Origin of the sequence: Brevundimonas sp. LF-1, from assembly GCF_037055305.1 — a bacterium.
In the GTDB taxonomy this organism is placed as follows: domain Bacteria; phylum Pseudomonadota; class Alphaproteobacteria; order Caulobacterales; family Caulobacteraceae; genus Brevundimonas; species Brevundimonas sanguinis.
In genome coordinates, this window is the sequence record NZ_CP146349.1 from 761,563 (window position 1) to 786,475 (window position 24,913).

Consider the following 24,913-nt stretch of genomic DNA (forward strand, 5'->3'; position numbering starts at 1 on the left):
ACTTAACGTGTTTCTTAGGTCAGGCGCGGCGGTCAGGCCATGGCCTCGGCGAGGAAGGTCTCGAGTTCCTTCAGGTGTCGGCTCATCAGGCCCGCAGCGGTCGAGGCCGAGGCCGGACGACCGACGTAGCGCGCGCGCTTGGCCTTCACGTCCAGCTTCTCAAGCGTCAGCTCGAGCCACGGATCGACGAAGGTCCAGCCGCCCATGTTCTTCGGCTCTTCCTGGCACCAGACGAGGTCGGCGTTGGGGAAGCGCGCCAGTTCCGCCGAGATCGACTTGATCGGCCACGGATAGAACTGTTCCAGACGCAGGATGTAGATGTCGTCGCGACCGGCCTTCTCGCGCGCGTCCAGCAGGTCGTAATAGACCTTGCCCGAGCAGACGATGACCTTGCGGATGTCCTTGTCGGCCTTCAGCGTCACGCCCGCCACGTCCGGACGCAGCTGGGCGTCGTCGCGCAGCACGCGGTGGAAGGACGAACCCTCGGCCATGTCGGCCAGGGTCGAGACGGCCTTCTTGTGACGCAGCAGCGACTTGGGCGTCATCAGGATCAGCGGCTTGCGGAACGAGCGGTGCAGCTGGCGACGCAGGATGTGGAAGTAGTTGGCCGGCGTCGTGCAGTTGGCGACCTGCATGTTGTTCTCGGCGCACTGCTGCAGGAAGCGCTCGAGACGCGCCGAGGAGTGCTCGGGGCCCTGGCCCTCATAGCCGTGCGGCAGAAGCATCACCAGGCCGCTCATGCGCAGCCACTTGCGCTCGCCCGAGGAGATGAACTGGTCGATCACCACCTGGGCGCCGTTCACGAAGTCGCCGAACTGGCCTTCCCACATGGTCAGGGTGTTCGGGTCGGCCAGCGAATAGCCGTACTCGAAGCCCAGCACCGCTTCTTCCGACAGGGCCGAGTCGATGACCTCGAAATGGGCCTGGCCCTCGCGCAGGTTATTCAGCGGGAAGTAGCGCTGCTCGGTCGTCTGGTCGGTGATGCCCGAGTGGCGCTGCGAGAAGGTGCCGCGCACCGAGTCCTGGCCCGACAGGCGGATGTTGTAGCCCTCGTCCAGCAGGCTGGCGAAGGCCAGGCTCTCGGCCGTGGCCCAGTCGATGTTCTCGCCGGCCGACACCGTCTCGCGACGGGTCTCGATGACGCGCTTCAGCGTCTTGTGCACGTCGACGCTGTTCGGAATGGTGGTCAGGCGGTGGCCGTAGTCGCGCAGCTTGTCCGCCGCGACCGCGGTCTTGCCGCGTTGCTGCTGGTCGTCGCCGGCGTCGACGCCCAGGCCCTTCCACTCGCCGTCCAGCCAGTCGGCCTTCTTGGCCTCGAAGGTCTTGCCGGCGTCGAACTCGGCGTCGAGGAAGGCTTCGAAGCGGGCGATCTCGGCGTCGACCTCGGCCTGGGTGATGACGCCCTCGGCGATCAGGCGCTTGGCGTAGATCTCCAGCGTCGAGGGCTGGTTCTTGATCTTGGCGTACATCAGCGGCTGGGTGAAGGTCGGGTCGTCGCCTTCGTTGTGGCCGAAGCGGCGGTAGCAGAACATGTCCACCACCACGTCCTTGTGGAACTTCTGGCGGTATTCGGTGGCCACCTTGGCGGCGAAGACGACCGCTTCGGGGTCGTCGCCGTTGACGTGGAAGATCGGCGCCTGAACCATCAGGGCCACATCCGACGGATAGGGCGAAGAGCGCGAGTTGCGCGGCGCCGTCGTAAAGCCGATCTGGTTGTTGATGACGAAGTGCAGGGTGCCGCCGGTGCGGTAGCCCTTCAGCCCCATCAGGGCGAAGCATTCAGCGACCACGCCCTGGCCGGCGAAGGCGGCGTCGCCGTGGATCAGCAGAGGCGCGACCTTGGAGCGGTCCAGCACCCATTCGGCGTCCGGCTTGCCCAGGTTGACCTCGGCCTCGCGAATGTCGAACGCCTGCTTGGCGCGCGACTTGCCCAGGACGACCGGGTTGACGATCTCGAGGTGCGAGGGGTTGGCGGTCAGCGACAGGTGGACGCTGTGGCCGTCGAACTCACGGTCCGACGAGGCGCCCATGTGGTATTTGACGTCGCCCGAGCCTTCGATGTCCGAGGGGACGGAAGAACCGCCCTGGAACTCGTGGAAGATGGCCTTGTAGGGCTTGCCCATGACCGCGGCCAGAACGTTCAGGCGGCCGCGGTGCGCCATGCCGAGCACGATCTCGTCGACGCCCAGGGCGCCGCCGCGCTTGATCACCTGCTCCAGCGCCGGGACCATGGCTTCGCCGCCGTCCAGACCGAAGCGCTTGGTGCCGGGGAAGCGTTTGTGCAGGAAGCGTTCGAAGCCCTCGGCCTCGACCAGCTTCTTGAAGATGGCCAGCTTGCCTTCCTTGGTGAAGGCGTTCTGGGCGTATTTGTCCGGGCCCTCGATGCGCTGTTGCAGCCAGGCTTTTTCTTCCGGTTCGGCGATGTGCATGAACTGCACGCCGATATTGCCGCAGTAGGTGCGGCGCAGCAGCTCGATCACCTGGCGCAGCGAGCCGGTCTCCAGACCCAGCACGCCGTCGAGATAGATCGGACGGTCCATGTCGGCTTCGGTGAAGCCATAGAATTCAGGCGTCAGCTCCGGGTTCTGAACCGGCGGCTCAATGCCCAGCGGGTCCAGGTTCGCCTGCAGGTGGCCGTTCACGCGATAAGAGCGGATCAGCATCAGGGCGCGGATGGAGTCGTGGGCGGCCGCGCGCACATCGGCGGCCGAAACACCGGCGCCGGCTGCAGCCGGAGCCGGGCGCGCGCCGGGCTTGCCGGCGGCCTTGGGATCGGCCTTGGGGGCGGGCCAGCGACCATCGAACACGGCGGTCTCTTCGGTCGGCTCGGTCGCGCCCGAACGGCCCCAGGAGCCGGCGGCGGCCGACTGCTTCACCAGGTCGGCGTTGTCCTTCAACTGATCGAAGAAGGCGCGCCATTCCCCCGACACCGAGCCGGGGTCCGAGGCCCATTTTTCGTGCAGGTCCTCAATAAAGGCCGCGTTCGCGCCATAGAGGAAGGAGGTCTCGGCAAAGACCTGGTTCAGCCGACCCGCATCGTCCGCCATTTTTCTTTCAATCGTCCCTTTACAACCGCCCGCGCACAGCCGCGCGGAGAGCAGCGCCGTTCATATAGGCCCTGTTTCCTTACTGGTCATGACCGAAGGGAGGCGGAGCGGGTGGATTTGGTCGATTCCGCAAGAAAAAACGCCTCCGGACGATTCCGGAGGCGTTACAAAAGGTCACACGGCGCGAAAAACGTCCCCGGAACGCGGATCGACTAGACTTTAGTCCAATCCGCCGCCGCCCGACGCCGAACCCACCCTTGAGTGAATCCGGCGCTCAAGCCGCGAGCGACCGCGTCGCGAGCGTTAGCGCCGCGCCTCCAAGGAGGCGCCGCTGAAGGGCTTTAGCCCTTCAGCACTTCCACCAGAGTGGTGCCCAGACGCGCGGGCGACGGCGAGACGCGGATGCCCGCAGCCTCCATCGCGGCGATCTTGGATTCCGCATCGCCCTTGCCGCCCGAGACGACGGCGCCGGCGTGGCCCATGGTGCGGCCCTTGGCGCCGTGCGGCCCGCGATGAAGCCGGCCATCGGCTTCTTGCGGCCCTTCTTGGCTTCGTCGATCAGGAACTGGGCGGCGTCTTCTTCGGCCGCGCCGCCGATTTCGCCGATCATGATGATGGACTCGGTCGCGTCGTCGGCCAGGAACATTTCCAGCACGTCGATGAACTCGGTGCCCTTGACCGGGTCGCCGCCGATGCCGACGGCCGTGGTCTGGCCCAGGCCTTCGTTGGTGGTCTGGAACACGGCTTCATAGGTCAGGGTGCCCGAGCGCGAGACGATGCCGACGTTGCCCTTCTTGAAGATCGAGCCCGGCATGATGCCGATCTTGCACTCTTCCGGGGTCAGGACGCCGGGGCAGTTCGGGCCGAGCAGGCGCGAGTTGGAGCGGTCCAGGCGCGCCTTGACGCGGACCATGTCCTGCACCGGGATGCCCTCGGTGATGCAGGTGATGAAGGGGATCTCGGCCTCGATGGCTTCGATGATGGCGTCGGCCGCGCCTGCCGGCGGGACGTAGATCACCGAGGCGTCGGCGCCGGTGCGATCCTTGCCTTCGGCGACCGAGGCGAAGATCGGCAGGCTTTCGCCGTGCGAACCGGTCCAGGTCTGGCCGCCCTTGGCCGGGTGGATGCCGCCGACCATTTGCGTGCCGTAGTAGGCCAGGGCCTGTTCGGTGTGGAAGCTGCCGGTCTTGCCGGTCAGGCCCTGGACCAGGATCTTGGTGTTCTTGTTAACGAGGATGGACATGTGTCTGTGCTCTGAAATCTGTGTGTCTGCGAGGCGGTCGTCGTTAAGGCCGAGCCTTAGGCGATCGCCGCGACGATCTTCTGGGCGGCGTCGTCCAGGTCATCGGCGGCCGTGATGGCCAGACCCGACTCGTTCAGGATCTTCTTGCCCAGCTCGACGTTCGTGCCTTCCAGACGCACGACCAGCGGCACCTTCAGGCCCACTTCCTTCACCGCGGCGACGACGCCTTCAGCGATGACGTCGCACTTCATGATGCCGCCGAAGATGTTGACCAGGATGCCTTCGACCTTGGGGTCGGCGGTGATGATCTTGAAGGCCGCTGCGACCTTCTCCTTCGAGGCGCCGCCGCCGACGTCGCAGAAGTTGGCGGGTTCCTTGCCGTACAGCTTGATGATGTCCATCGTCGCCATGGCCAGACCGGCGCCGTTGACCATGCAGCCGATGTTGCCGTCCAGGGCGACATAGGCGAGGTCCCACTTGGAGGCCTCGATCTCCTTGGCGTCTTCCTCGGTCTCATCGCGTAGGGCGCGGATGTCTTCGTGGCGGTACAGGGCGTTGCCGTCGAACGAGACCTTGGCGTCCAGAACGCGCAGGCGCCCGTTCTCCATGACGATCAGCGGGTTGATCTCGAGCATGTCCATGTCCTTCTCGACGAAGGCCTTGTACAGGATCGGGAACAGCGACTTGCCGTCTTCGGCGGCGTCGCCCGTCAGCTCCAGCGCGGCGTTGATCGCGGCGATGTTCTCGTCGGTCACGCCGGTTTCCGGGTTGATGGCGATGGTGTGGATCTTCTCGGGCGTGGCGTGGGCCACTTCCTCGATGTCCATGCCGCCTTCGGTCGAGACGACGAAGGCGGTTTGACCGACCGAGCGGTCGACCAGCAGCGAGCAATACAGCTCACGGGCGATGTCGGCGCCGTCTTCGATGTACAGGCGGTTGACCTGCTTGCCGGCCTCGCCCGTCTGAGCGGTGACCAGGGTGTTGCCCAGCATTTCCTTGGCGTGGGCGACGGCTTCCTCGATCGAGAAGGCCAGACGCACGCCGCCCTTGGCGTCGGCGCCCAGTTCCTTGAACTTGCCCTTGCCGCGGCCGCCGGCGTGGATCTGCGACTTCACGACATAGAGCGGGCCAGGCAGTTGCTTGGCGGCGGCTTCGGCCTGGTCGGCCGAGGTGATGGCGACGCCGTCCGCAACCGGGGCGCCGTAGCCCTTGAGGACCTGCTTGGCCTGATACTCGTGAATGTTCATGTTGGACCCGCGCCGTTCTGAGGGAGGTTTGTGGAAACTTTGGCCGCGCTTATAGGCGTCGCGCCTTCGCCAGCGCAACCGCCTGTCTGTTTATGGCCTCACAAGGATTTTCTAATGCCGGGCGGCGGCCCCGCGCCGCCGCCGCCCAGACTGTTTTTCAGGCGGTCAGTCGACCCAGTCGTTCTTCAGCGTCCGCGAGGCGCAGATGAACAGGGCCGAGGACAGCAGGTAGAAGCCCATGCCGGTATAGATGGCCCAGCGCAGGCTCTCCTCCCCGAAGGTCGGACGCAGCAGGTCGCTCATCCAGCCGAAATAATAGATGCCGACGGCGATCCCCAGCAGGTTGTTGATCAGCAGGAACAGGGCCGAGGCCGTGGTCCGCATCGACGGCCCGCCCAGATGCTGCACCGCCGCCGTGATCGGCCCCAGCCACACCAGGTTCAGCCCCGTGGGGATCAGAAAGATCGCGAAGGCCAGAGCCAGGGAGGCGAAGCCGTTGGGGTCCGAGCCCGGCATGACGGCGCCGACCACCGCGCCTGAGTTCATCGCCAGGATGAAACAGGGCACCGAGATCAGGAAGGCGATCGCCGGCGTCAGCGGATAGGCCGACTTGGACTTCTTGCCCAGGCGATCCGCCATCGATCCGCCCAGCCAGATGCCCGCCACCCCGCCGACCAGGACGATGGCCGAGTAATACCAGGCCGTCTGCGACAGGCTCAGGCCGAAGCTGCGCATGAAGAAGCTGGGCAGCCAGGCGGCGACGCCGTAGCCGCACACCGACGAGGCCGCCGCGCCGAACGACAGCAGCCAGAAGCTGGGCTTGGGCGCCAGGGTGCGCACCACCTGCATGAAGGGCGGCGCCTTGGGCGCCTCGACCGGCGCTGCAGTCGGCGAAGAGGGCTCCACGTCCAAGCCGCCGCGCTTGGGATCCTTGACCGTCAGCCGCAGCACCGGGGCCACCAGCACGCCCAGAATCCCGACGACGATGAAGGCGGTGCGCCAGCCGTAGGTCGCCGCCAGCAGGCCGCCCACGAGCGTGCCCGCCGCCATGCCCAGCGGAATGCCGAAAGCATAGGCCGCCAAGGCCCGCGCCCGCTGCGACTTGGGAAAATAGTCCGAAATCAGGGAATAGGCCGGGGCCACCCCGCCCGCCTCGCCGATGCCCACGCCCATCCGGCACAGGAACAGAGAGCCGAAGCCGCCCGCCACGCCGCACAGGGCGGTGAAGCCGGACCAGATGGTCAGGGCGCCGGTCATGATCCACACCCGGCTGAAGCGGTCCGCCAGCCAGGCGATGGGGATCGCTAGGGTCGAATACAGCAGGGCGAAAGCCAGGCCGCCCAGCAGGCCGAACTGAGTGTCGCTGAGGTTGAACTCCGCCTTCAGCGGCGCGGCCAGGATGCCGATGATCTGCCGGTCCAGGAAGTTCAGCATATAGATGAGGATCAGGATCCCCAGCACATAGTAGCGATAGCCCGGCGAAGCGGCGCGGGCGTCGACCGCCGCTGCTTCGGCCTTGGCCGCTCCGATCTCACTCATGACGTTCCCCGACTGGTTTGCTGTCCCGCGACGGTAACGGCCTGGCCGCCCCGCGCCATGGAAAAGAAGGGCGGCGGCTCCAGCGAACCGCCGCCCGTGATCAGATGATCAGGCGTTCAGGAGAAAAACCCGATCAGAACTTGTACTGCAGCGACGCCGTGACGGTGCGCGGCGGGCCGTAGTAGCCGATCAGGGAGTCGTTGTAGGCCGCGCCCGCGAAGTTGTAGGCGCCGACGCGGTATTCCTCATCGGTCAAGTTCTTGCCGTACAGGCCGACGGTCCACTTGTTGCTGGGGTCCGTCCACACGACCGACAGGTCCACCAGGGCGAAGGCGTCCTGGTCCAGCACCGGGTTGGGGAACTCGAACTGGCTGTAGTCATCGCGGTAGCTGACCGAGGGCGTCACCGCCAGCGAGCCGCCGGCCACTTCGCCGAGCCACGTCAGGCCGAAGTAGCCGGTCCACTTGGGCGCATTCTGCAGCACGACCAGGTCGGAGATGTCCTCGTACTTCTGGGTGGTCAGGTTGTAGCGCTGGAACTGCTCGAACTTGGAGTCCAGGTAGCCGACGGCGAAGTTGGCCGTCAGGCTATCGGTCAGGATCAGAGAGCCTTCGACTTCAGCCCCGTAGAACTTGGACGAACCGACGTTGTCGACGAAGCTGGCGATGCCGCCCACGGCCGGAACCTGGGTGGTGACCTGCTGGTCCTGGTACTCGTTGTAGAAGACGGCCGAGGCGAAGCTCAGGCGACGGTCGAAGGCCGAACCCTTCAGGCCGATTTCATACGAGTCGACCGTTTCCGGCTGATAACCGTTGACCGTGTTCGGCGTCAGGATGGCGTCGCCGCGCATATCGAAGCCGCCCGACTTATAGCCCTTCGAGTAAGAGGCGTAGCCGGTGATGCGGTCCGAGAAGTCGTAGGACAGCGAGGCCTTGGGCGTGAACTGATCGAAGCTGTTCGAGCGCGTGTAGTCGGTGCGCAGCAGGATCGGGGCGCGCGCCGTGCCGCCCAGCAGCGGGCTGCGGGTCGCGCCCAGATAGTTGGCGCGGAAGACGTGGCCGGTCTTGTCGTCGACGGTATAGCGGGCGCCCAGGCCCAGGTGCAGACGATCGGTCAGGTCCAGGTTGATGTCGGTGAACAGCGCGATGCTGGTCGTCTTCACGTAGCCGGCCGTGCCGATGACGATGCCGAAGTTCTGGGCGATGGTGTCGAAGGCGCCCGAGGCGGTGCCGTCCAGGTAGAAGATCCCGGCCACGCCCTGAATCCGGTCGGTGCTGAACAGCGCCTGGAATTCCTGGGTGAACTGGTGGTCGCCGTAGATGGCCGGCACGTCCAGCGTCGGCGCCGGGGTGTTGTCGAAGTCGATCAGGGTGTCGGTGTCGCCCGAGCGATAGGCGGTGATCGACTTGACCGTCCACACGTCGTTGAGGTCGACCTGAGCCGTCAGCGAGACGCCTTCGGTGGTGACCTTGTTGCGGTCGCCCAGGCCGGCGTAGGTGTCATAGACGCTGCCCGGAACGCCGGCGCCGGGGCCGACCCCGGCCTTCTCGCGGTGGCCGTGACGCGGGTTCGAGCGGTCCTCGACGCGATCATAGGCCAGGCGGAAGAAGGTGTTGTCGGTGGGCTGGAACTCGACGCTGACGCGGCCGGCCAGGACATCCTTGTCGTAGTGCTCGGCACCCGTGTTCAGGTTCTCGCCGTAGCCGTCGCGGTTGTAGCTGGCGACGGCGCCGCCGATGCGCAGCTTGTCGGTCACCGGCATCGAGCCCTGGGCCAGCAGATCGATCTGGTTGTAGCTGCCGTAAGCGCCGCGCAGCGTCAGCTCCGGCGCGTCAGGGTCCAGACGCGACGTGACGTATTTGATGGCGCCGCCGACCGTGTTGCGGCCGTACAGCGACCCCTGCGGCCCGCGCAGGACCTCGATGCGCTCGATATCGAAAATGTCCAGCACGGCGCCTTGCGGGCGCGCCACATAGACGTCGTCGACATACAGGCCCACGCCCGGCTCGAAGCCCCACAGCGGGTCTTGCTGGCCGATGCCGCGAATGAAGGAAATCAGGGTCGAGTTGGACCCGCGCGCCACCTGAACGGTCGCGTTGGGCGTCTGCTGCTGCAGGGCGGTGATGTCCGAAGCGCCGGTCTGCTCCAGGCGCTCGGCGCTCATGGCCGACACCGACACCGGCACGTCCTTCAGCGCTTCGTCACGGCGGCGCGCGCTGACGATGATGTCGTCGACAGTCGAGGCCTGCGCCTCCATGGCCGGAGCCTGTTGCGCCTGCGCGGCCGAAGCCATCACGCCGAAGGCGGCGCCCGCCAGAAGGGCGGTTTTCACGAGTCTGTTCATTTCAATCCCAATCATGTTTCCGGCCCGATCGACGCTTTTATTCAGCGTTCAATGATTTTCAGCATAGGTGACCGGGTTTCGGCCGACTGTCAAACGGCCAAGCCTGATTTGCGTCACGGAAAGGCCCTCCCTGTGGCGCCGTTGCACTAACCCCCAAAGCGCGACTAGCTTCCGACCATGACGAAGAGCGACCTGCCGCCGCCCCAGATTCCCCTCGCCCGCCGCCCCGGCGCGGCGCGGTCGGCCCAAGAAATCCAAGGCGTCCGCCGTTGGAGAGACCCGCGACGCCATCATGAACGCGGCCGAGGACCTGTTTTCCAAGCACGGCTTCTATGGCGTCACCATCCGCGAGGTGGCGCGCGAGGCGGGCGTGGATACGGCCCTGGTCCACTATTATTTCGGGGCCAAGAAGGAGCTGTTCGACTCCGTCTTCAACCGCCGCGCCGAGGTGTGGAACAGCGAGCGCGTCGCCGCCATGGATCGCTACGCAGAGGCGACGGGCCCGGCCATGACGCTGGAAGGCCTTCTCGAAGCCTTCCTGCGCCCGCCTTTCCAGTGGTCGCTGAAGGGCGGGCCGGGGTGGAAGCACTACGCCGCCCTGGTGGCCCAGACGAACGCCCAGCCCGCCTTCGGCGGCGAGACCATGGCCCGTTATTTCGACCCTGCCATCCGACGCCTGCTTGAACTGGTCAAACGCATCATGCCGGAGGCGCGGGACGAGCAGCTCTATTGGGCCTGGCACAACCTGTCGGGCGCCCTGACCCTGACGCTGGGCGAGACGGGGCGGCTGGATCGCCTGTCCGGCGGCCTGTGCCGGTCGGGCGACCTGGACAGCGCCTGCGACTACATGGTGCGTTTCGCCGCCGCCGGTTTCCGCGCGGTCTGCGGCCCGTCTCAGGACGGTTAGAGCCAGCGTTTCTTGCGGAAGACGAAATAGGGCAGAGCCGCCGACAGGATCATCGCCCCCACCGCCGCTGGATAGCCGTACCGCCAGTGCAATTCCGGCATGACGTCGAAGTTCATGCCGTAGATCGACGCGATCAGCGTCGGCGGCAGCAGGGCCACGGCCGCGACCGAGAAGATCTTGATGATCTGGTTCTGCTCCAGATTGATCAGGCCCAGGGTGGCGTCCATCAGGAAGGTCACCTTGGAGGACATGGAGACGCTGAGCTCGCTCAACGCCGCCGCGTCCCGCTGCAGCAGACGCACGGTCTGGCGCCCCTCGCGATCGGCCTTGCTCCCGGCCCGCGCGCCCGACACGGCTGCATGATAGGCCAGCAGGCGCTGCAGGCTGGACAGGCTCTCGCGGATCAGGCCCAGGAAGTCGCCCGCCCGGCCGATGTCGCGGATCACGGCCTGAAGGTTGTGGCTCTCCATCGCCTTGGGGTCGCGCTTGCGAAAGATCATCCGCGAGATGGCGTCCAGCTCCAGCCCCTTGGTTTCCAGGGCGTCGGCGTAGCGGTCGATCACCGCCTCGATCAGCCCCATCATCACGGCCTCGCCGCTGGCCAGCCGCTCGCCGGGCTTGTGGGTGGCGTGGGCGATGAAGGTCTGGAAGGAGCGCGGCTGGCCGTAGCTGACCGTCACCAGCCGCCCGCCCTTCAGGATGAAGGTCACCGGCGTCTTGATCGGATCGTGGGTCTCTAGATCCGTCGCCACGGCGGCGATCATGAAGACGCCCCCGTCTTCAGCGTAGAGGCGGGCGGACGGCTCGACATCGTCCATCTCGTCACGGCTGGGGAGGTCGATGCCCGTCAGGATCTCCAGAGCCGCCGCCTCCTGCGCGGTCGGAGAGACAAGATCGATCCAGCAGGCGGGGCCGTGATCCACGGTCGTATCGAGGCGCACGAGCCGATCGGCCCGCCAGTCATAGGCGTTCAGCATGGTTGCTTCCTTTCGCGAGGGCGCTCGCGCGGAAGCGAACGTCCTCAGAGCGTCGAAGAAGTTGAAGACAGACTTCGGTCTTCGGGGTTCATCTGAGGGTTTCCAAAAGACGCCGCCCCACGACAGGCATCTGGACGGCGCAGGCGTCTTGACGCGTTCGCAAACCAGGGTCAACCGCCCGCCCCTCCGCCAAGACCCGGCTGAGGCTTCAGCATCACCTTTCCGCCCAGCGCCCGCGAAAGCCCCGCCTGATCGAATCCATGCGCAACACGCGACCTTACGTCCGCGGCCCGGCTTGCCCCTCGCCTCACACCCACGTAAGTCGCAGGGCCATGACCCAGACCGCCGCGACCGCCCCGCTGATCTGCCCCTCCATCCTGGCCAGCGACTTCTCTCGCCTGGGCGAGGAAATCCGGGCGCTTGAGGCGGCCGGCGCCGACTGGATCCACGTCGATGTCATGGACGGGCATTTCGTGCCCAACCTGACCATCGGCCCGGACGTGGTGAAAGCCCTGCGCCCGCACACCAGCCTTCCGTTCGACGTGCACCTGATGGTCGCCCCGGTCGACAACTGGCTGGAGGCCTATCGCGCGGCGGGCGCCGACATCATGAGCGTCCATCCCGAAAGCGGCCCCCACGTCCACCGCACGCTGGGCCAGATCCGCCAGCTGGGCGCCAAGGCGGGCCTCGTCTTCAATCCGGCCACGCCATTGAGCGTGCTGGAAGAGGCGGTCGAACTGGTCGATCTAGTGCTGATCATGTCGGTCAATCCGGGCTTCGGCGGTCAGAAATTCATCGAGACCTCGCTGCGGAAGATCGAGCGCGCCCGCGCCATCCTCGACCGCGCCGGATCAAGGGCGCACCTGCAAGTGGACGGCGGGGTGGTCGCCGCCAACGCCGGGGCCTGCGTCGCCGCCGGGGCCGATGCGCTGGTCGCCGGCTCCTTCGTCTTCAAGGGCGGGCCGGACGCCTATGCCGCCAATATCCAGGCCCTGAAGGCCGCCGCCGCGTGAGCCCCCTCGGCCCCTTCGCCCCGCGCGACAGCGACGTCCCCCTGGCCGAAGGGCACATCCCCGGCCTGAAGGGCGCCCCGATGCGGACCCCCGTGCGCCCCGCCTCCGGCGCCCGACCGGACCCGCGCCTGTGGGCCTCGGTCGCCAAGGGGCTGGTGGCGCGCCAGGCGTGGATCGAACTGTACGGCCTGCCCGGCTACGGCCTGACGCTGGGCGGTCCGACCGCCGAGGGTTTCGCCGTCAGCCCGCGCGACTTCCGCCCCCTGCCCGAAGAGGCGCCGCGTCCCCTGCTGTCGGGCAAGCTGACGCTGGCGGGCCTGAGCCTGGACGCCGGAACCCCGGCCGAGCTGTGGAACAGCCCCACGCCCAGCCGCGCCTTCGCCGTCGAGCTGCACAGCTTCAACTGGCTGCCCGCCATGATGGCTCAGGGCGATCGCGGCGTGCGCGAAGTCCTGGCCCTCACCCTGGCCTGGCATGAGGTCTTCAGCCGCTGGTCGCCCTTTTCCTGGGATCCGGACATTCTGGCCCGCCGCGTCTATCACCTGGCCTGCGCCGGACGGCGGCTGGCGGGCGCAGCGACGGAGGTCGAGCGCCTGAAGCTGACCGACATCCTGGCCCATCAGGCGCGCCAGCTGCTGCGGCCGCCCGGCGGGATCCTGGGCCGGGCCGAGCGCCTGACCGCCGCCGCCGTCGCGGGATGCGCCCTGACCGGCAAGGCCGGCGCCGCCATCCGCGACAAGGCGCTGAAACGTCTGCCCGCCGCCCTGACCGCCACGGTCGCTCCCGACGGCGCCCACGCCTCGCGCGCGCCGGAGAGGGGCTGGAGCTGCTGCTCGACCTGCTGACGCTGGACGACGCCCTGGCCCAGCTGTCCGAAGTCACGCCCGAGCCGGTGGCCGAGGCCATTTCGCGCCTGACGATGGCCTTGCGCCTGCAGACCCTGCCCGATCGGAAGCTGGCCGTGTTTCAGGGCGGCGGCCCCTCCACGCCTGAGCGCATCGCCGCCGCCCGCGCCCATGACGACGCCCCCGCCGCCCCGCCCAGCGGCGCCGTCGGCGGCCTGCTGCGCGTCTCCAGCCCCCTGCTAACCGTCGTGGTCGATGTCGAGGCCCCGGCGCGCAACGCCTGGTCGGCCGCCGCCTGCGGCCAGCCCGCGGCCCTGGAGGTCGTCTGCGGCCGCGACCGCCTGTTCACCTCGGCGGGATGGACGCCGCGCGCCCTGGACCGACAGGCCCTGCGCCTGACGCCCGGCGCCTCGACCCTGACGCTGGGCGAACAGCCTCTGGCCGAGCCTCTGGCGGGCTGGAAGGGCGAGCTGCTGGGCCCGCGCCTCGTCGGCCCCGCCCTGCACGTCACGCGCCAGCATCAGGAAGGCGACGGCGCCGTCTGGCTGGAGGTCGAGCATGACGGCTGGATGGCGCAGTACGGCCTGATGCACCAGCGCCGCCTCTACATCGACCAGCGGCTGGACGAACTGCGCGCCGAGGAGCGGCTGCATCCCCCGAAGGCCGCCCCGAAGCGACCCGGGCCATCGCGGCGCCCTACGCCCTGCGCTTCCAGCTGGAGCCGGGGGTCCAGGCCTCGCTGGCCCGCGACCGCCGCTCCATCCTGCTGCGCGGCCCGTCCGGACGCGGCTGGTGGTTCCGCAGCGACGGCCCCGACGTGGCCATCGAGCCCGCCGTCCACATCGACGAAGGCCTGACCCGCCGCTCCTTGCAGATCGTCGTGCGCGGCTCGGCCCGCACCGACGCCGAAACCAAGGTCCGCTGGAAGCTGAGCCCGGCCGGCGCGAGCGGCGATCCGGACTAAAGCCGATCGAGGCGCTTCAGAAATGCCTCGACGCCTCCCTCTCTCCCTCCGTCATCCTCGGGCTTGACCTGAGGATCAGCGCCAATCCAAACAGGCCGGGATAGAGGTCTTGCCACTGCGGGGTGGTCTTCTCGATCAGCTCCAGCTTCCAGGTGCGGTTCCAGCGCTTCAGCGCCTTCTCGCGCCGGATCGCCTCGGTGACGAAGCCGTGCGTCTCATACCAGACCAGCGTCTTGCAGCCGTAACGCTGGGCAAAGCTTTCGATGCCGTCCTCCCGATGCTGGCGGATGCGTTCGTAGAGGTTCGAGGTCATGCCGACGTAAAGAACGCCGAGCGGGCGACTGGCCAGAATATAGGTCGCGATGAAAGGGCGGCGCTCGTTCATGGAACCGTGAGTGGCGGACAACTCGATCCTCGGGTCAAGCCCGAGGATGACGCAGTGTGAGCAAGACACCGACAACATCGCCGCGTGCCCTCCCTTTCGTCATCCTCGGGCTTGACCCGAGGATCGGCGCCGGGAGGACCGCAACGGACGCCAAGGGCTGACGCCGTGTCCCGTTGGTGCTAGATGCCCCGCCATCTCCCCGCCCCAGCCGTAAACGGACGCCGCCCATGCCCGCCGCTCCCGACTTTCCGCCCGCCCCGGACGCGATCAAGCCCGTCCGCGCCCTGATCTCCCTGTCGGACAAGGCGGGGCTGGAAGACGCCGCGCGCACCCTGGCGGGGCTGGGCGTCGAACTGGTCTCGACCGGCGGCACCAAGGCGGCGATCGCGGGCTTCGGCCTGCCGGTCAAGGACGTGGCCGATCTGACCGGCTTCCCGGAAATGATGGACGGCCGGGTCAAGACCCTGCACCCGGTCGTGCACGGCGGCCTGCTGGGCGTGCGCAACGCCCAGGCCCACGCCGCCGCCATGAGCGAGCACGGCATCGGCGCCATCGATATCGTCTGGATCGACCTCTATCCGTTCGAGAAGACCGTGGAATCCGGCGGCGGCTTTGAAGCAGCCATCGAGAACATCGACATCGGCGGCCCGGCCATGATCCGTTCGGGCAGCAAGAACCACGGCCACGTCGCCGTCGCCGTCGACGCCGAGAGCATCGGCCTGATCGTCGAAGCCCTGAAGGCCGACGGAACGACCACGCTGACGCTGCGCAAGCAATTGGCCGCCCGCGCCTTCGCCCGCACCGCCGCCTATGACGCCGCCGTGTCGTCGTGGTTCGCCGGTCAGCTGGAAGACGCCGCCCCGGCGCGCAAGGCGATCGCCGGTTCGCTGGCGCAAACGCTGCGCTATGGCGAAAACCCGCACCAGACCGGCGCCTTCTACCGCACCGGCGAGAAGCGCCCGGGCGTGGCCTACGCCACCCAGGTCCAGGGCAAGGAGCTGGGCTACAACAACATCGCCGACGCCGACGCCGCCTATGAGCTGGTCGCCGAGTTCGAGGCCCCGGCCTGCGTCATCGTCAAACACGCCAACCCCTGCGGCGTGGCCGTCGGCCATACCCTGTCGGAGGCCTACGCCCGCGCGCTGGAATGCGACGCCGTGTCGGCCTTCGGCGGCGTCATCGCCGTCAACCGCCCGCTGACGGGCGAGGACGCCCGCGCCATCACCGGCATCTTCACCGAGGTGGTCATCGCGCCGGGCGCGGACGACGAGGCCAAGGAAGTCTTCGCCGCCAAGAAGAACCTGCGCCTGCTGATCACGAATGGTCTCCCTGACCCGCACGGCCCGGGCGAGGTGTTCCGCTCAGTCGCCGGCGGCTTCCTGGTGCAGTCGCGCGACCGCTCGCTGATCAAGCCGGAAGATCTGAAGATCGTCACGCGCCGCCAGCCGACGCCGACCGAGATCCAGGACATGCTGTTCGCCTTCACCGTGGCCAAGCACGTCAAGTCCAACGCCATCGTCTACGCCAAGGACGGCCAGACGGCGGGCATCGGCGCCGGCCAGATGAACCGCCGCGACAGCGCCCGCATCGCCGCCATCCGCGCCAAGGAAGCCGGCGAGGCCAAGGGTCTGGCCCATTCGCTGGCTGAAGGCTCGGCTTGCGCGTCCGAAGCCTTCTTCCCCTTCGCCGACGGTCTGCTGGAAGCCGTCGCCGCCGGGGCCACGGCGGTGATCCAGCCGGGCGGCTCGATCCGCGACGAGGAAGTCATCGCCGCCGCCGACGAACGCAACATCGCCATGGCCTTCACCGGCGTGCGGGTGTTCAGGCACTGATAGACCGCTAACGCAGGCGGCGCGGCCGCCTGCTGGCTTGAGCGGGTTTGCAAGCTTTATTAAGGCGGTGGAGGCGCCCCGCGCCTCCCCGACCCTGTCGCGGGCGGCCCGCGCCGCCCGCTCCTCGGGGAGCGAGCGGGCTTTGCTGTATCAGCCCTGGGCGGCGTGGCCCTTGCCCCCGTTCGACGGGCGACGACGACGCGGGCGGCGCTGCAGTTCGCCGACCGGCTTGGGCTCGGCGGACGGCGCTGCGCGCACCGACGAGCGGGCGCGATCGCCCGCCATCGGATCGTAGACCGGCGCCGCGCGCTCAACCGCAGGCGCGCCGTTGCGGCCGCGACGCTGGCGGTGCGGCTGACCGCCGGCCTCCTGCTTGACGCCTTCACGGTGCGGGTTGCGGCCGCCGCGACCACGCCCGCCCCGGCCTTCGCCGTCCGAGCGGCCTTCACGTTCAGGCAGGGTCGCCTTCTTGGCCACGCCCGCCGCCATGATGGAGGCGTCCAGCTGGGCCAGCGCCTTGTCGTTGCGGCGGTCGATCGCGGGGATCTTCTGGCGCGTGACCTTCTCGATGTCCTTCAGCAGCTTCATCTCGTCGCCGGCGACGAAGCTGATGGCGGTGCCGTCCTTGCCCGCTCGGGCCGTCCGGCCGATGCGGTGGACATAGGCTTCCGGCACATAGGGCAGCTCGAAGTTCACCACGTGGGTGACCTTGTCCACGTCGATGCCGCGCGCGGCGATATCGGTGGCGACCAGAACGCGCAGCTTGCCGTTCTTGAAGGCTTCAAGCGCGCGCTCGCGTTGCGGCTGGCTCTTGTTGCCGTGGATGGCGCCGGCCTCGACGCCGCCCGCCTCCAGATAGGCCGCGACCTTGTCGGCGCCGTGCTTGGTCTTGGTGAAGACCAGGCAGCGCGTATAGGCGGGGTCGGAGAAGAGCTCGGTCAGCAGGGCGCGCTTCTTGCCCTGTTCGACCCAGATCACCGACTGCTGGATGCGCTCGACCGTGGTGGCCTGCGGCGTGACCTGGACCTTGACCGGGTCCTTCAGCAGCTCGCCGGCCAGCTTGCCGATCTCCGACGGCATGGTGGCCGAGAAGAACAGGTTCTGACGCTTGGCCGGGATGCGGCTGACGATCTGGCGGATCGGCTTGATGAAGCCCAGGTCCAGCATCTGGTCGGCCTCGTCCAGGACGAAGATCTCGGTCTGCGACAGGTCCAGCGTCTTCTGCTGCAGGTGGTCCAGCAGGCGGCCGGGCGCCGCGACCAGCACGTCAAGCCCCTGTTGCAGGGCGCGTTCCTGCGGGCCGTATTTCACGCCGCCGAAGATGACGGCCACGCGGAAGCCCAGGTGGGCGCCGTATTGCTTGAAGCTGTCGGCGATCTGGGTCGCCAGTTCGCGCGTCGGGCTCAGGACCAGGCAGCGCGTGGTGCGCGGCTTGGCGCCACGCGGTTCTCGGCCAGGCGATGCAGGATCGGCAGGGCGAAGGCCGCCGTCTTGCCGGTGCCGGTCTGGGCGATGCCCAGCAGGTCCTTGCCCTTCATCACGTCGGGGATGGACTTGGCCTGGATCGGCGTCGGCTTCTCGTAGCCGGTTGCGGCCAGGGCGGTCAGCAGAGCCTTGTTCAGGCCCATGGATTCAAAAGTAAGAGTGTCGCTCACGTCTGTCTTTCACGAACGGCGGCGCGCGCGGCTGGACGAACCAGACCTTCACAAAAGGGCGCACGTCGCCTGCCCGAAATCGGGCGGGGAACGGGCGCCGCCCCGCGTGTATGGACGACGTATGAAATCGAATGATCCGGCCGCTCGACAGACAGGCCTTCCGGTCAGGGAAGCCCAAACACGCGCTGGAACGCGCCGGTCACCGCATTGTGCGATGCAGCGCAGATGGACCTCAATAGCGGCCAAGTCAAGGCGAACCCGCCGAAAGCCTACAACAGGTTGACCGCCAGATTGACCGCCAGGGCCAGGATCACCGTGTTGAACAGCCAGGCCAGGATGCTGTGGACGGTGGCGATGCGGCGCAGGCGCTGGCTAGAGATCTGCACGTCGGCGGTCTGGTTCGCCACGCCGATGATCAGGGCGAAGTGCAGGAAGTCCCAATAGTCGGCGTCGTCCTCGCCGGGGAACATCAGCCCTTGGCGGTCGCCCTGGCCGGTCCCGGCCGGCGCATAGAATTCATGGGCGTAATGCAGGGCGAAGATGGTCTGCACGAACAGCCAGCTGAGGGCGATGGTGGCCACGGTCAGCGTCGCCGCCGTCGCCGTAGGCTTGCCCCCGACGCCGCGATCAGGACGATGACGAAGACGCTGGCCCCCGCCGCCAACAGGCTGAGCGGCAGAACCGCCCTGCCCGCCTGGTCCATTTCCGCCGCCCGCGCGCGGATCCTCGCCACCGATCGGGTTCGGCTGAGCCGCACGAAGGTCAGCAGCAGAAAGGCCGCCACGCCCGCGTCCCACGCGACCGCCAACCGCATCGGCCAGCCCCAGGCTACGGGCGAAACGGCGCTCGCGGCCGCCATGACCGCCAACCCCAACCACAGGGCCAAATGCAGACGAAAGAGGCGCGCGACCGACTTCATGACGGCATGATTGCGCGGTTCCGCACGGAACGGCCAGAGCTGAGCCGCCGGAGTTCCGCCGTCAGCTCTTCCAGCGCAGCACCGTCTCCTGGATCGGATTGACGAAGGCGCGGCCCTCGGCGCGGCTCTTCAGCCATTCGCGCTTCAGTTGCTGATACCATTTCGCCTGTTTGTCGGCGTCGTCGATCCAGATCAGGGCCGGGTCGTATTTCAGCCCCTCGTTCTGCAGGTTCACCATGCCGCCGTCCTGCTTGAGGAAGGCGACGACGCCCATGCGCAGGAAGGGCTTGGCGATGCCGAACACCCAGTGGTCGGACCAGAATATCTGGGTGATGCGGGTCTTGGTCTCGCTCACCGGCGTCAGGCAGGTCAGGGCCAGCACCTGCTTGGCGCCCACCTGGATATGCTCCCAGCGATAGCCCGGCAGGCGGAAGGTGATTTCGGTCGCAGGCGCCCCGCCCAGCACCTTGTACAGGCGGCTGTTCGACGACGGCGCATGGCGCACCATGGCCCAGCCGAAGTCGACCGGTGCGAAGGTCTTGGCCTTCTCGTGCATCGAATGTTCGGAGCGCCACCACCACTGCTGGTGGACATAGGGGCCGTGGGCCGGGTCCATCAGACCGACGACGGCGTGGTCGATATGGCTGTCGAAATCCATCGCCTCGACCAGACGCGGCTGGCCGACGGCGCCGGGGAACTGTGGCGGCTCCTGATCCGGCTCGGACGGATTGCGCGCGTCGGCCGCCATCCAGACGAAGACCATGCCCTGGCTCTCGCGCACCGGATAGGATCGCACCTTGATGCGGTTCGCCTCGAACGCCTGATCCTCGACCAGCGACGGGATGGCGGCGCAGACGCCATCAGGCCGGAAGCGCCAGCCGTGATAGGGGCATTCGATCGTCTCGCCCTCGCCCGGCTTCTCGACCAGGCGTCCGGCCGACAACGGCGCCGCGCGGTGGGGGCAGATGTCGCGCATGCCATAGACCTCCCCGCGCGGGTGCGGCCGATCAGCACCGGCTCGCCCATGATCTCATAGCGCTTCAGGCTGGCCACCGGCACGTCGCGCGCCAGGGCGACGAAATACCAGGCGTCGGTGATGAAGCCCTTGCCGAAAGCGGTCGGCGGAGCCTTGGCCTCGGGGGCGGATACTGGGGCGGGCGCGGCGTCTGCAGTCATGGCCGCCTTGTAGCAGCAGGGACGGTCAGCCGTCCAAAGGCCATTCCCTTCCTCAGCCGATGAATTAATCTGTCTCAAATTCTCTTTGGGAGAGACGCCTTGATCCGCACCGCCTCCACCGCCTTTTTCGGCGCCGCCGCCCTGTTGCTGGCCGCCGCTCCCGCCGTGGCTCAGGACGGCCATGTCAACCACGCGGCCCACGGCGCGGCGCACGCCGCCTTCGCCTCCGACCGCCTCAGCGTCCGCGTCGACGGACCGGAAGGCGCGCCCGACCTGATCCTGATCCCCGGCCTGTCGTCCTCGCCCGCGGTCTGGCAGGGGACGGTCGATCACCTGGCCGGGCGCTATCGCATCCACCGCATCCACGTCGCCGGTTTCGCGGGCGCCGCGCCTCAAGCCAACGCCCAGGGCGACGCGCCCCAACCGGTCGGCGCCCCCGTGGCCGAAGACATCGCCCGCTACATCCGCGAGCAGCATCTGAACCAGCCCGCCGTCGTCGGCCACTCGATGGGCGGAACGATGGGCATGATGCTGGCCGCACGGCACCCGGACCTGGTCGGCAAGTTGATGGTCGTCGACATGATCCCCTTCATGGGCGCCATGTTCGGCGCGCCCGGCGCGACGGCCGAGAGCGTGACCCCCGTCGCCGATCAGATCTGGACCGCCCAGTCGACCAGCCCGCGCGAGGCCTACGTCGCCCAGGCCACGGCCTCCATCAACGGCATGATCAACACCGCAAGCCGGCGCGAAGAGGCGTTGAAGGACATGCGGGGCAGCGACCAGAAGGTCTCGGCCGCCGCCTTCCGCGAACTGGTGACCACCGACCTGCGACCCGAATTGGCCAAGATCACCGCCCCGACCGAGGTGCTCTACGTCAAGTTCAACGACCCCCGCATGACCGATGCGATCACCGACGCCATCTATCAGATGTCGTTCGCGACCCTGCCCGGCGCCAGGCTGAAGCGCATCGACGACAGCGCCCACTTCATCATGTTCGACCAGCCCGACGCCTTCCATGGGGCGCTGGACGCCTTCCTGGCCAAATGAGCCATCCGGCTGCGGATCGGATCGTCGGCCTCTATCAGGACAAGGCGGCCGACTGGATTCGCGACCGGGGCGTCGTGCTGCGCCGGGATGAAGGCGACTGGAACGAAGCCGCCTGGCTGGACCGCTTCACGCAGGGCTGGCCGCGCGGCGCCCGGGTTCTGGACGTCGGCTGCGGCTCGGGCTGGCCCATGGGCGCCGCCCTGCTGGAGCGCGGGTTCGAGGTCGTCGGCCTCGACGCCTCGCCCGGCCTGATCGCCCATGCGCTCGAGACCTTGCCTGGCGGCGACTGGCGTATCGGCGACATGCGCGACGCCTTGCCGGACGACGCTTTTCACGGCGTTCTGGCCTGGCACAGCCTGTTCCACCTGACTCCGGAAGCGCAAACAGCGGTTCTGCCCGCCCTGGCCGCCCGTGTCACGCCCGGCGGCCGGCTGATGTTCACCGCCGGACCCGCCCACGGCGAGGCGATCGGCGAGTGGCGCGGCGAAGCCCTCTATCACGGCAGCCTGGCCCCTGAGGCGTATCGCGCCGCGCTGACCCAGGCCGGACTGGCGGTGGAGAACGGCGGCGGGAACGGCGTCTGGCTGGCCCGCCGCGCCATTCTTTCGGCGAAATAGGCGCACACGCTGGCGTGATCGAAAACGGGGGCGTTTTCGCCGGCGACGGGAACGGCTAGGGTCCACGTCGCTGGCATAGAGGGATGTTCATGGCGCGCAACGACCGCGGACCCGACCGCAACGAGCAGGGTGGAGAACGCCCGCGCCGAACCGTCTTCGGCCGCCTGTTCTACTGGGGCGCGGTGCTGGCCGTCTGGGGTCTGATCTTCGCCGTGGTCTTCCTGGCGGTGTTTGCGCGCGACCTGCCGGACACCTCCAGTCTGTATGAGGTCGATCGCCAGCCCTCGATCACCTATCTGGACCGCTCCGGCGCCCTGATCGCGGTGCGCGGCACCCAGATGGCGCCGCCGGTCGATCTGGACGCCCTGCCCGACTACGTCCCCGCCGCCTTCGTGGCCATCGAGGATCGCCGCTTCTATCACCACCCCGGTTTCGACCCGATCGGCATGAGCCGGGCCATGGCCTCGAACCTGAGGGCCGGGCGCGTGGTCCAGGGCGGCTCGACCATCACCCAGCAGCTGGCCAAGAACCTGTTCCTGACGCCCGATCAGAACATGAAGCGCAAGGTGCAGGAGCTGATCCTGGCCGTGTGGCTGGAGATGAAGTTCTCCAAGAAGGAAATCCTCGCCCTGTATCTGAACCGCGTCTATTTCGGCGCGGGGGCCTATGGCATCGAATCCGCCTCGCAGCGCTATTTCGACAAGAGCGCCGACAAGCTGACGGTCGGCGAGGCCGCCCTGCTGGCGGGCCTGCTGAAGGCGCCCTCGCGCTATTCCCCCGTCTCCGAAAGCGAGCGCGCCGCGACACGCGCCAACGTCGTGCTGAACGAAATGGTCGAGGTCGGCGCCATCACCCCGGCCCAGCGCGAGGCCGCCGTGGCCGAGCCGGTGCGGGTGTCCAAGACCCTGGCCAGCCAGCACGCCCAATACTTCATCGACTGGCTGGACAAGCAGATCCGCACCCTGGTCGGCGAACCGACCGAGGATATGGTCGTCGAGACGACGCTCGATCTGACCTTGCAGACCGACGCCGAGCGCGCCGTGCGCCGCATCCTGGACCGCGACAAGGGCAAGGGCGTCGAACAGGCCGCCCTGGTCGCCCTGGACGGCGACGGCCGGGTGCGCGCCATGATCGGCGGCGCCTCCTACGGCGACAGCCAGTTCAACCGCGCGGTGGATGCGCGGCGTCAGGCGGGCTCGGCCTGGAAGCCCTTCGTCTACCTGGCCGCCGTCGAGGCGGGCTATACGCCCCAGACCCCGGTGGTGGACCAGCCCGTGACCATCGGCGGCTGGTCGCCGCGCAACTATTCCGGCAATTTCTCGGGCCAGATGACCCTGGCCCAGGCTGTGGCCCAATCGACCAACACGGTCGCGGCCTATGTCGCCGATCAGGTCGGGCGCGACAGCGTGGCCCGCGCCGCCCGTCGCCTCGGGATCTCCAGCGAGATCGGCCTGCAGCCGTCCATGGCGCTCGGCGCCGTCGAGGTCAGCCCGCTGGAGATGGCCCAGGCCTATGACGCCTTCGCCAACGGCGGCCGCCGTGTCGACGCCTATGGCATCAGCCGGATCCGCACGCCGTCCGGCCGCGTGATCTATACCCACGGCCCGTCGGAAGGCGGCCAGGCCATCAATAATCCGCCGCTCTATTACATGAACCAGATGCTGCGCGGCGTCGTCACGTCGGGCAGCGGCCGCTCGGCGGCGATCGGCGGGCGCGATATCGCCGGCAAGACCGGCACCACCTCGGATTACAAGGACGCCTGGTTCGTCGGCTACACAGGCGGCTTCGTCGCCGCCGTCTGGGTCGGCAAGGACGACAACAAGCCGATGGCCCGGGTCACTGGCGGCGCGGCCCCCGCCGCCATCTGGCGCGGCTTTATGGAAGCCGCCCTGCCCAAGCTGGCGGTCCAAGCCATTCCCAACGGTCCGCCCCTGCCCGAAGGCTGGATCCCGCCCGATCCGGTCGGCGATCTGATGGGCCAGGTCGAGGACCCTTACGCCGCGGCCACGCCCTACGACGCTCCGCCGCCGGTGATCATCGACGGCCAGGCTCAGCAACCGGTCCAGCCGCAACCGGCCCCGGCGGCCCGGCCCGCCCCGCCGCAGACGCCCCCTGCGCCCCAGCAGGAACGGCGCCCGGACGCGCTGTTCTTCTGACCGACTGAGCGCCCCTCTGCCTCGTGGCGGGCCGCCTTCTCCCACGAGGGGTGAGGGAGAAGCGTAAGGCGCTCAAGCCGCGAGCGACCGCGTCGCGAGCATAGCGCGCAAAAAGCAGCCTATCGCGGCGCGCGCTTGGCCAGGATGCGTTGCAGGGTGCGCCGGTGCATGCCCAGGCGGCGCGCCGTCTCGGACACGTTGTGGTCGCACAGCTCATAGACCCGCTGGATATGCTCCCAGCGCACCCGGTCGGCCGACATCGGGTTTTCCGGCGGCTCGGGCGCCTCGCCGGTGGACAGCAGGGCCTTGACCACGTCGTCGGCGTCGGCGGGCTTCTGCAGATAGTCGACCGCGCCCGCCTTGACCGCCGCCACCGCCGTCGCGATGGCGCCGTAGCCGGTCAGCATGACGATGCGGGCGTCCTCGCGCCGCTCGCGGATCATTTCGACCACCTTCAGGCCGTTGCCGTCCTCCAGCCGCATGTCCAGGACCGCGAAGGCCGGAACCGACTGGCGCAGGGCGTCGCTGGCCTCGGCCACCGAACCGGCGACAGAGACGGCGAACCCGCGCGATTCCAGCGCCCGGCCCAGCCGGGTGCGCAGCGCCTGATCATCGTCCAGCAGCAGCAGGGACTTGTCGTTGAGGGCGGCGATCTGGGTCTCGAGTTCGGACATGAAATTCTCCTGAGGTTTCAGGTCGTGCGTCAACGACGCAGGGTCAAGGGCCAAGCTCGCAACTGCGACATCAGGTTCCGCCGCCATCCATCGCCGAGGCGGTGACTTCCAGCGCCTGACGCGCCCAGCGCACGGAGACGAGGGCGCCGCCGGGCTGGCCCTTGGCGGGCGCGCCCGCGCCGACCGAAACCTTGGCGCCGGTCCGTTCCAGCAAGGTGCGGGCGATGAAGAAGCCCAGCCCCATGCCGCCCTGGCTGGGCGCGATGGGGGCGGTGACCGGGGCGGCGCGCGCCGTCCCCTGCGCGCCGGGCTGGACGCCGAGGCGA

General features: G+C 68.1%; 17 protein-coding genes and 4 pseudogenes. 9 read left to right on the plus strand and 12 right to left on the minus strand.

The window, feature by feature from the left end; genetic code table 11:
* Window positions 1-32 precede the first annotated feature (32 nt).
* The 5 genes and pseudogenes from V8F63_RS04065 to V8F63_RS04085 all read right to left on the minus strand — a co-directional run bounded on the left by V8F63_RS04065 (window position 33) and on the right by V8F63_RS04085 (window position 9,420).
* Entirely contained in the window at window positions 33-3,047 is a 3,015-nt protein-coding gene (locus V8F63_RS04065) for a 2-oxoglutarate dehydrogenase E1 component (protein WP_392354591.1), read from the minus strand.
* 341 nt (window positions 3,048-3,388) lie between these two features.
* A pseudogene (sucD, locus tag V8F63_RS04070) lies at window positions 3,389-4,290 on the minus strand (succinate--CoA ligase subunit alpha).
* Between the two features lie 56 nt (window positions 4,291-4,346).
* A complete protein-coding gene (gene sucC, locus V8F63_RS04075; protein WP_392354592.1) occupies window positions 4,347-5,537 on the minus strand; it encodes an ADP-forming succinate--CoA ligase subunit beta in 1,191 nt (396 codons plus the stop codon).
* 165 nt (window positions 5,538-5,702) lie between these two features.
* Window positions 5,703-7,076, minus strand: a complete 1,374-nt coding sequence (locus V8F63_RS04080; RefSeq protein WP_392354593.1) for an MFS transporter — start codon at window positions 7,074-7,076, stop codon at window positions 5,703-5,705.
* A 133-nt stretch (window positions 7,077-7,209) separates the two neighbouring features.
* Window positions 7,210-9,420, minus strand: a complete 2,211-nt coding sequence (locus tag V8F63_RS04085) for a TonB-dependent receptor (protein ID WP_392354594.1) — start codon at window positions 9,418-9,420, stop codon at window positions 7,210-7,212.
* Window positions 9,421-9,712: 292 nt separating this feature from the next.
* Here V8F63_RS04085 and V8F63_RS04090 point away from each other — a divergent pair, with 292 nt between their 5' ends.
* Window positions 9,713-10,327: a TetR/AcrR family transcriptional regulator gene (locus tag V8F63_RS04090; RefSeq protein ID WP_392354595.1), complete on the plus strand. Its 615-nt coding sequence runs from the start codon at window positions 9,713-9,715 to the stop codon at window positions 10,325-10,327.
* Here V8F63_RS04090 and V8F63_RS04095 read toward each other — a convergent pair.
* On the minus strand, window positions 10,324-11,304 hold the full coding sequence (locus V8F63_RS04095; protein WP_025976313.1) for a magnesium transporter CorA family protein: 981 nt from the start codon (window positions 11,302-11,304) through the stop codon (window positions 10,324-10,326). The two genes, V8F63_RS04090 and V8F63_RS04095, sit on opposite strands and share 4 nt — an antisense overlap.
* A 332-nt stretch (window positions 11,305-11,636) precedes the next feature.
* Here V8F63_RS04095 and rpe point away from each other — a divergent pair, with 332 nt between their 5' ends.
* The 4 genes and pseudogenes from rpe to V8F63_RS04115 all read left to right on the plus strand — a co-directional run bounded on the left by rpe (window position 11,637) and on the right by V8F63_RS04115 (window position 14,126).
* Window positions 11,637-12,317: a ribulose-phosphate 3-epimerase gene (gene rpe, locus V8F63_RS04100; RefSeq protein WP_312447610.1), complete on the plus strand. Its 681-nt coding sequence runs from the start codon at window positions 11,637-11,639 to the stop codon at window positions 12,315-12,317.
* Window positions 12,314-13,162, plus strand: a complete 849-nt coding sequence (locus V8F63_RS04105; protein ID WP_392354596.1) for a hypothetical protein — start codon at window positions 12,314-12,316, stop codon at window positions 13,160-13,162. The genes rpe and V8F63_RS04105 overlap by 4 nt, the downstream gene beginning before the upstream one ends.
* A gap of 74 nt (window positions 13,163-13,236) precedes the next feature.
* Window positions 13,237-13,731 (plus strand): annotated as a pseudogene (locus tag V8F63_RS04110) (heparinase II/III family protein); the annotation flags it as partial.
* 146 nt (window positions 13,732-13,877) lie between these two features.
* Window positions 13,878-14,126, plus strand: a complete 249-nt coding sequence (locus V8F63_RS04115; RefSeq protein WP_392355026.1) for a heparinase II/III family protein — start codon at window positions 13,878-13,880, stop codon at window positions 14,124-14,126.
* Window positions 14,127-14,142: 16 nt separating this feature from the next.
* On the opposite strand, the gene V8F63_RS04120 is transcribed toward V8F63_RS04115, so the two are convergent.
* On the minus strand, window positions 14,143-14,511 hold the full coding sequence (locus V8F63_RS04120; RefSeq protein ID WP_392354597.1) for a GIY-YIG nuclease family protein: 369 nt from the start codon (window positions 14,509-14,511) through the stop codon (window positions 14,143-14,145).
* A gap of 227 nt (window positions 14,512-14,738) precedes the next feature.
* On the opposite strand from V8F63_RS04120, the gene purH reads away from it, so the two are divergent.
* Window positions 14,739-16,343, plus strand: a complete 1,605-nt coding sequence (gene purH, locus V8F63_RS04125; protein WP_392354598.1) for a bifunctional phosphoribosylaminoimidazolecarboxamide formyltransferase/IMP cyclohydrolase — start codon at window positions 14,739-14,741, stop codon at window positions 16,341-16,343.
* A gap of 150 nt (window positions 16,344-16,493) precedes the next feature.
* Here purH and V8F63_RS04130 read toward each other — a convergent pair.
* The 4 genes and pseudogenes from V8F63_RS04130 to V8F63_RS04145 form a co-directional block, all read right to left on the minus strand.
* Window positions 16,494-17,971 (minus strand): annotated as a pseudogene (locus tag V8F63_RS04130) (DEAD/DEAH box helicase).
* 296 nt (window positions 17,972-18,267) lie between these two features.
* Window positions 18,268-18,579 carry a DUF1345 domain-containing protein gene (locus V8F63_RS04135; RefSeq protein WP_392354599.1) on the minus strand — a complete coding sequence of 104 codons (312 nt, stop codon included), beginning with the start codon at window positions 18,577-18,579 and terminating at the stop codon, window positions 18,268-18,270.
* A gap of 2 nt (window positions 18,580-18,581) precedes the next feature.
* Window positions 18,582-18,917, minus strand: coding sequence for a hypothetical protein (locus V8F63_RS04140; RefSeq protein ID WP_392354600.1), 336 nt, complete (start codon window positions 18,915-18,917; stop codon window positions 18,582-18,584).
* Between the two features lie 61 nt (window positions 18,918-18,978).
* A pseudogene (locus V8F63_RS04145) lies at window positions 18,979-20,093 on the minus strand (aromatic ring-hydroxylating dioxygenase subunit alpha).
* A 99-nt stretch (window positions 20,094-20,192) separates the two neighbouring features.
* On the opposite strand from V8F63_RS04145, the gene V8F63_RS04150 reads away from it, so the two are divergent.
* The 3 genes from V8F63_RS04150 to V8F63_RS04160 all read left to right on the plus strand — a co-directional run bounded on the left by V8F63_RS04150 (window position 20,193) and on the right by V8F63_RS04160 (window position 23,913).
* Window positions 20,193-21,140 carry an alpha/beta hydrolase gene (locus tag V8F63_RS04150; protein ID WP_392354601.1) on the plus strand — a complete coding sequence of 316 codons (948 nt, stop codon included), beginning with the start codon at window positions 20,193-20,195 and terminating at the stop codon, window positions 21,138-21,140.
* Window positions 21,137-21,757 (plus strand): trans-aconitate 2-methyltransferase, encoded by a 621-nt coding sequence (locus tag V8F63_RS04155; RefSeq protein ID WP_303704860.1) that lies wholly within the window; start codon window positions 21,137-21,139, stop codon window positions 21,755-21,757. The genes V8F63_RS04150 and V8F63_RS04155 overlap by 4 nt, the downstream gene beginning before the upstream one ends.
* Window positions 21,758-21,840: 83 nt before the next feature.
* Window positions 21,841-23,913, plus strand: a complete 2,073-nt coding sequence (locus V8F63_RS04160) for a PBP1A family penicillin-binding protein (RefSeq protein WP_392354602.1) — start codon at window positions 21,841-21,843, stop codon at window positions 23,911-23,913.
* A gap of 119 nt (window positions 23,914-24,032) precedes the next feature.
* Here V8F63_RS04160 and V8F63_RS04165 read toward each other — a convergent pair whose 3' ends face one another.
* Window positions 24,033-24,587 (minus strand): ActR/PrrA/RegA family redox response regulator transcription factor, encoded by a 555-nt coding sequence (locus tag V8F63_RS04165; RefSeq protein ID WP_134581876.1) that lies wholly within the window; start codon window positions 24,585-24,587, stop codon window positions 24,033-24,035.
* Window positions 24,588-24,913 lie beyond the last annotated feature (326 nt).

What these genes read in the sequence shown, in the direction of transcription:
- V8F63_RS04065 (WP_392354591.1), bottom strand. Translation starts at nt 3,047, where the DNA reads ATGGCGGACGATGCGGGTCGGCTGAACCAGGTCTTTGCCGAGACCTCC.
- sucC (WP_392354592.1), bottom strand. Translation starts at nt 5,537, where the DNA reads ATGAACATTCACGAGTATCAGGCCAAGCAGGTCCTCAAGGGCTACGGC.
- V8F63_RS04080 (WP_392354593.1), bottom strand. Translation starts at nt 7,076, where the DNA reads ATGAGTGAGATCGGAGCGGCCAAGGCCGAAGCAGCGGCGGTCGACGCC.
- V8F63_RS04085 (WP_392354594.1), bottom strand. Translation starts at nt 9,420, where the DNA reads ATGAACAGACTCGTGAAAACCGCCCTTCTGGCGGGCGCCGCCTTCGGC.
- V8F63_RS04090 (WP_392354595.1), top strand. Translation starts at nt 9,713, where the DNA reads ATGAACGCGGCCGAGGACCTGTTTTCCAAGCACGGCTTCTATGGCGTC.
- V8F63_RS04095 (WP_025976313.1), bottom strand. Translation starts at nt 11,304, where the DNA reads ATGCTGAACGCCTATGACTGGCGGGCCGATCGGCTCGTGCGCCTCGAT.
- rpe (WP_312447610.1), top strand. Translation starts at nt 11,637, where the DNA reads ATGACCCAGACCGCCGCGACCGCCCCGCTGATCTGCCCCTCCATCCTG.
- V8F63_RS04120 (WP_392354597.1), bottom strand. Translation starts at nt 14,511, where the DNA reads ATGAACGAGCGCCGCCCTTTCATCGCGACCTATATTCTGGCCAGTCGC.
- purH (WP_392354598.1), top strand. Translation starts at nt 14,739, where the DNA reads ATGCCCGCCGCTCCCGACTTTCCGCCCGCCCCGGACGCGATCAAGCCC.
- V8F63_RS04140 (WP_392354600.1), bottom strand. Translation starts at nt 18,917, where the DNA reads ATGAAGTCGGTCGCGCGCCTCTTTCGTCTGCATTTGGCCCTGTGGTTG.
- V8F63_RS04155 (WP_303704860.1), top strand. Translation starts at nt 21,137, where the DNA reads ATGAGCCATCCGGCTGCGGATCGGATCGTCGGCCTCTATCAGGACAAG.
- V8F63_RS04160 (WP_392354602.1), top strand. Translation starts at nt 21,841, where the DNA reads ATGTTCATGGCGCGCAACGACCGCGGACCCGACCGCAACGAGCAGGGT.
- V8F63_RS04165 (WP_134581876.1), bottom strand. Translation starts at nt 24,587, where the DNA reads ATGTCCGAACTCGAGACCCAGATCGCCGCCCTCAACGACAAGTCCCTG.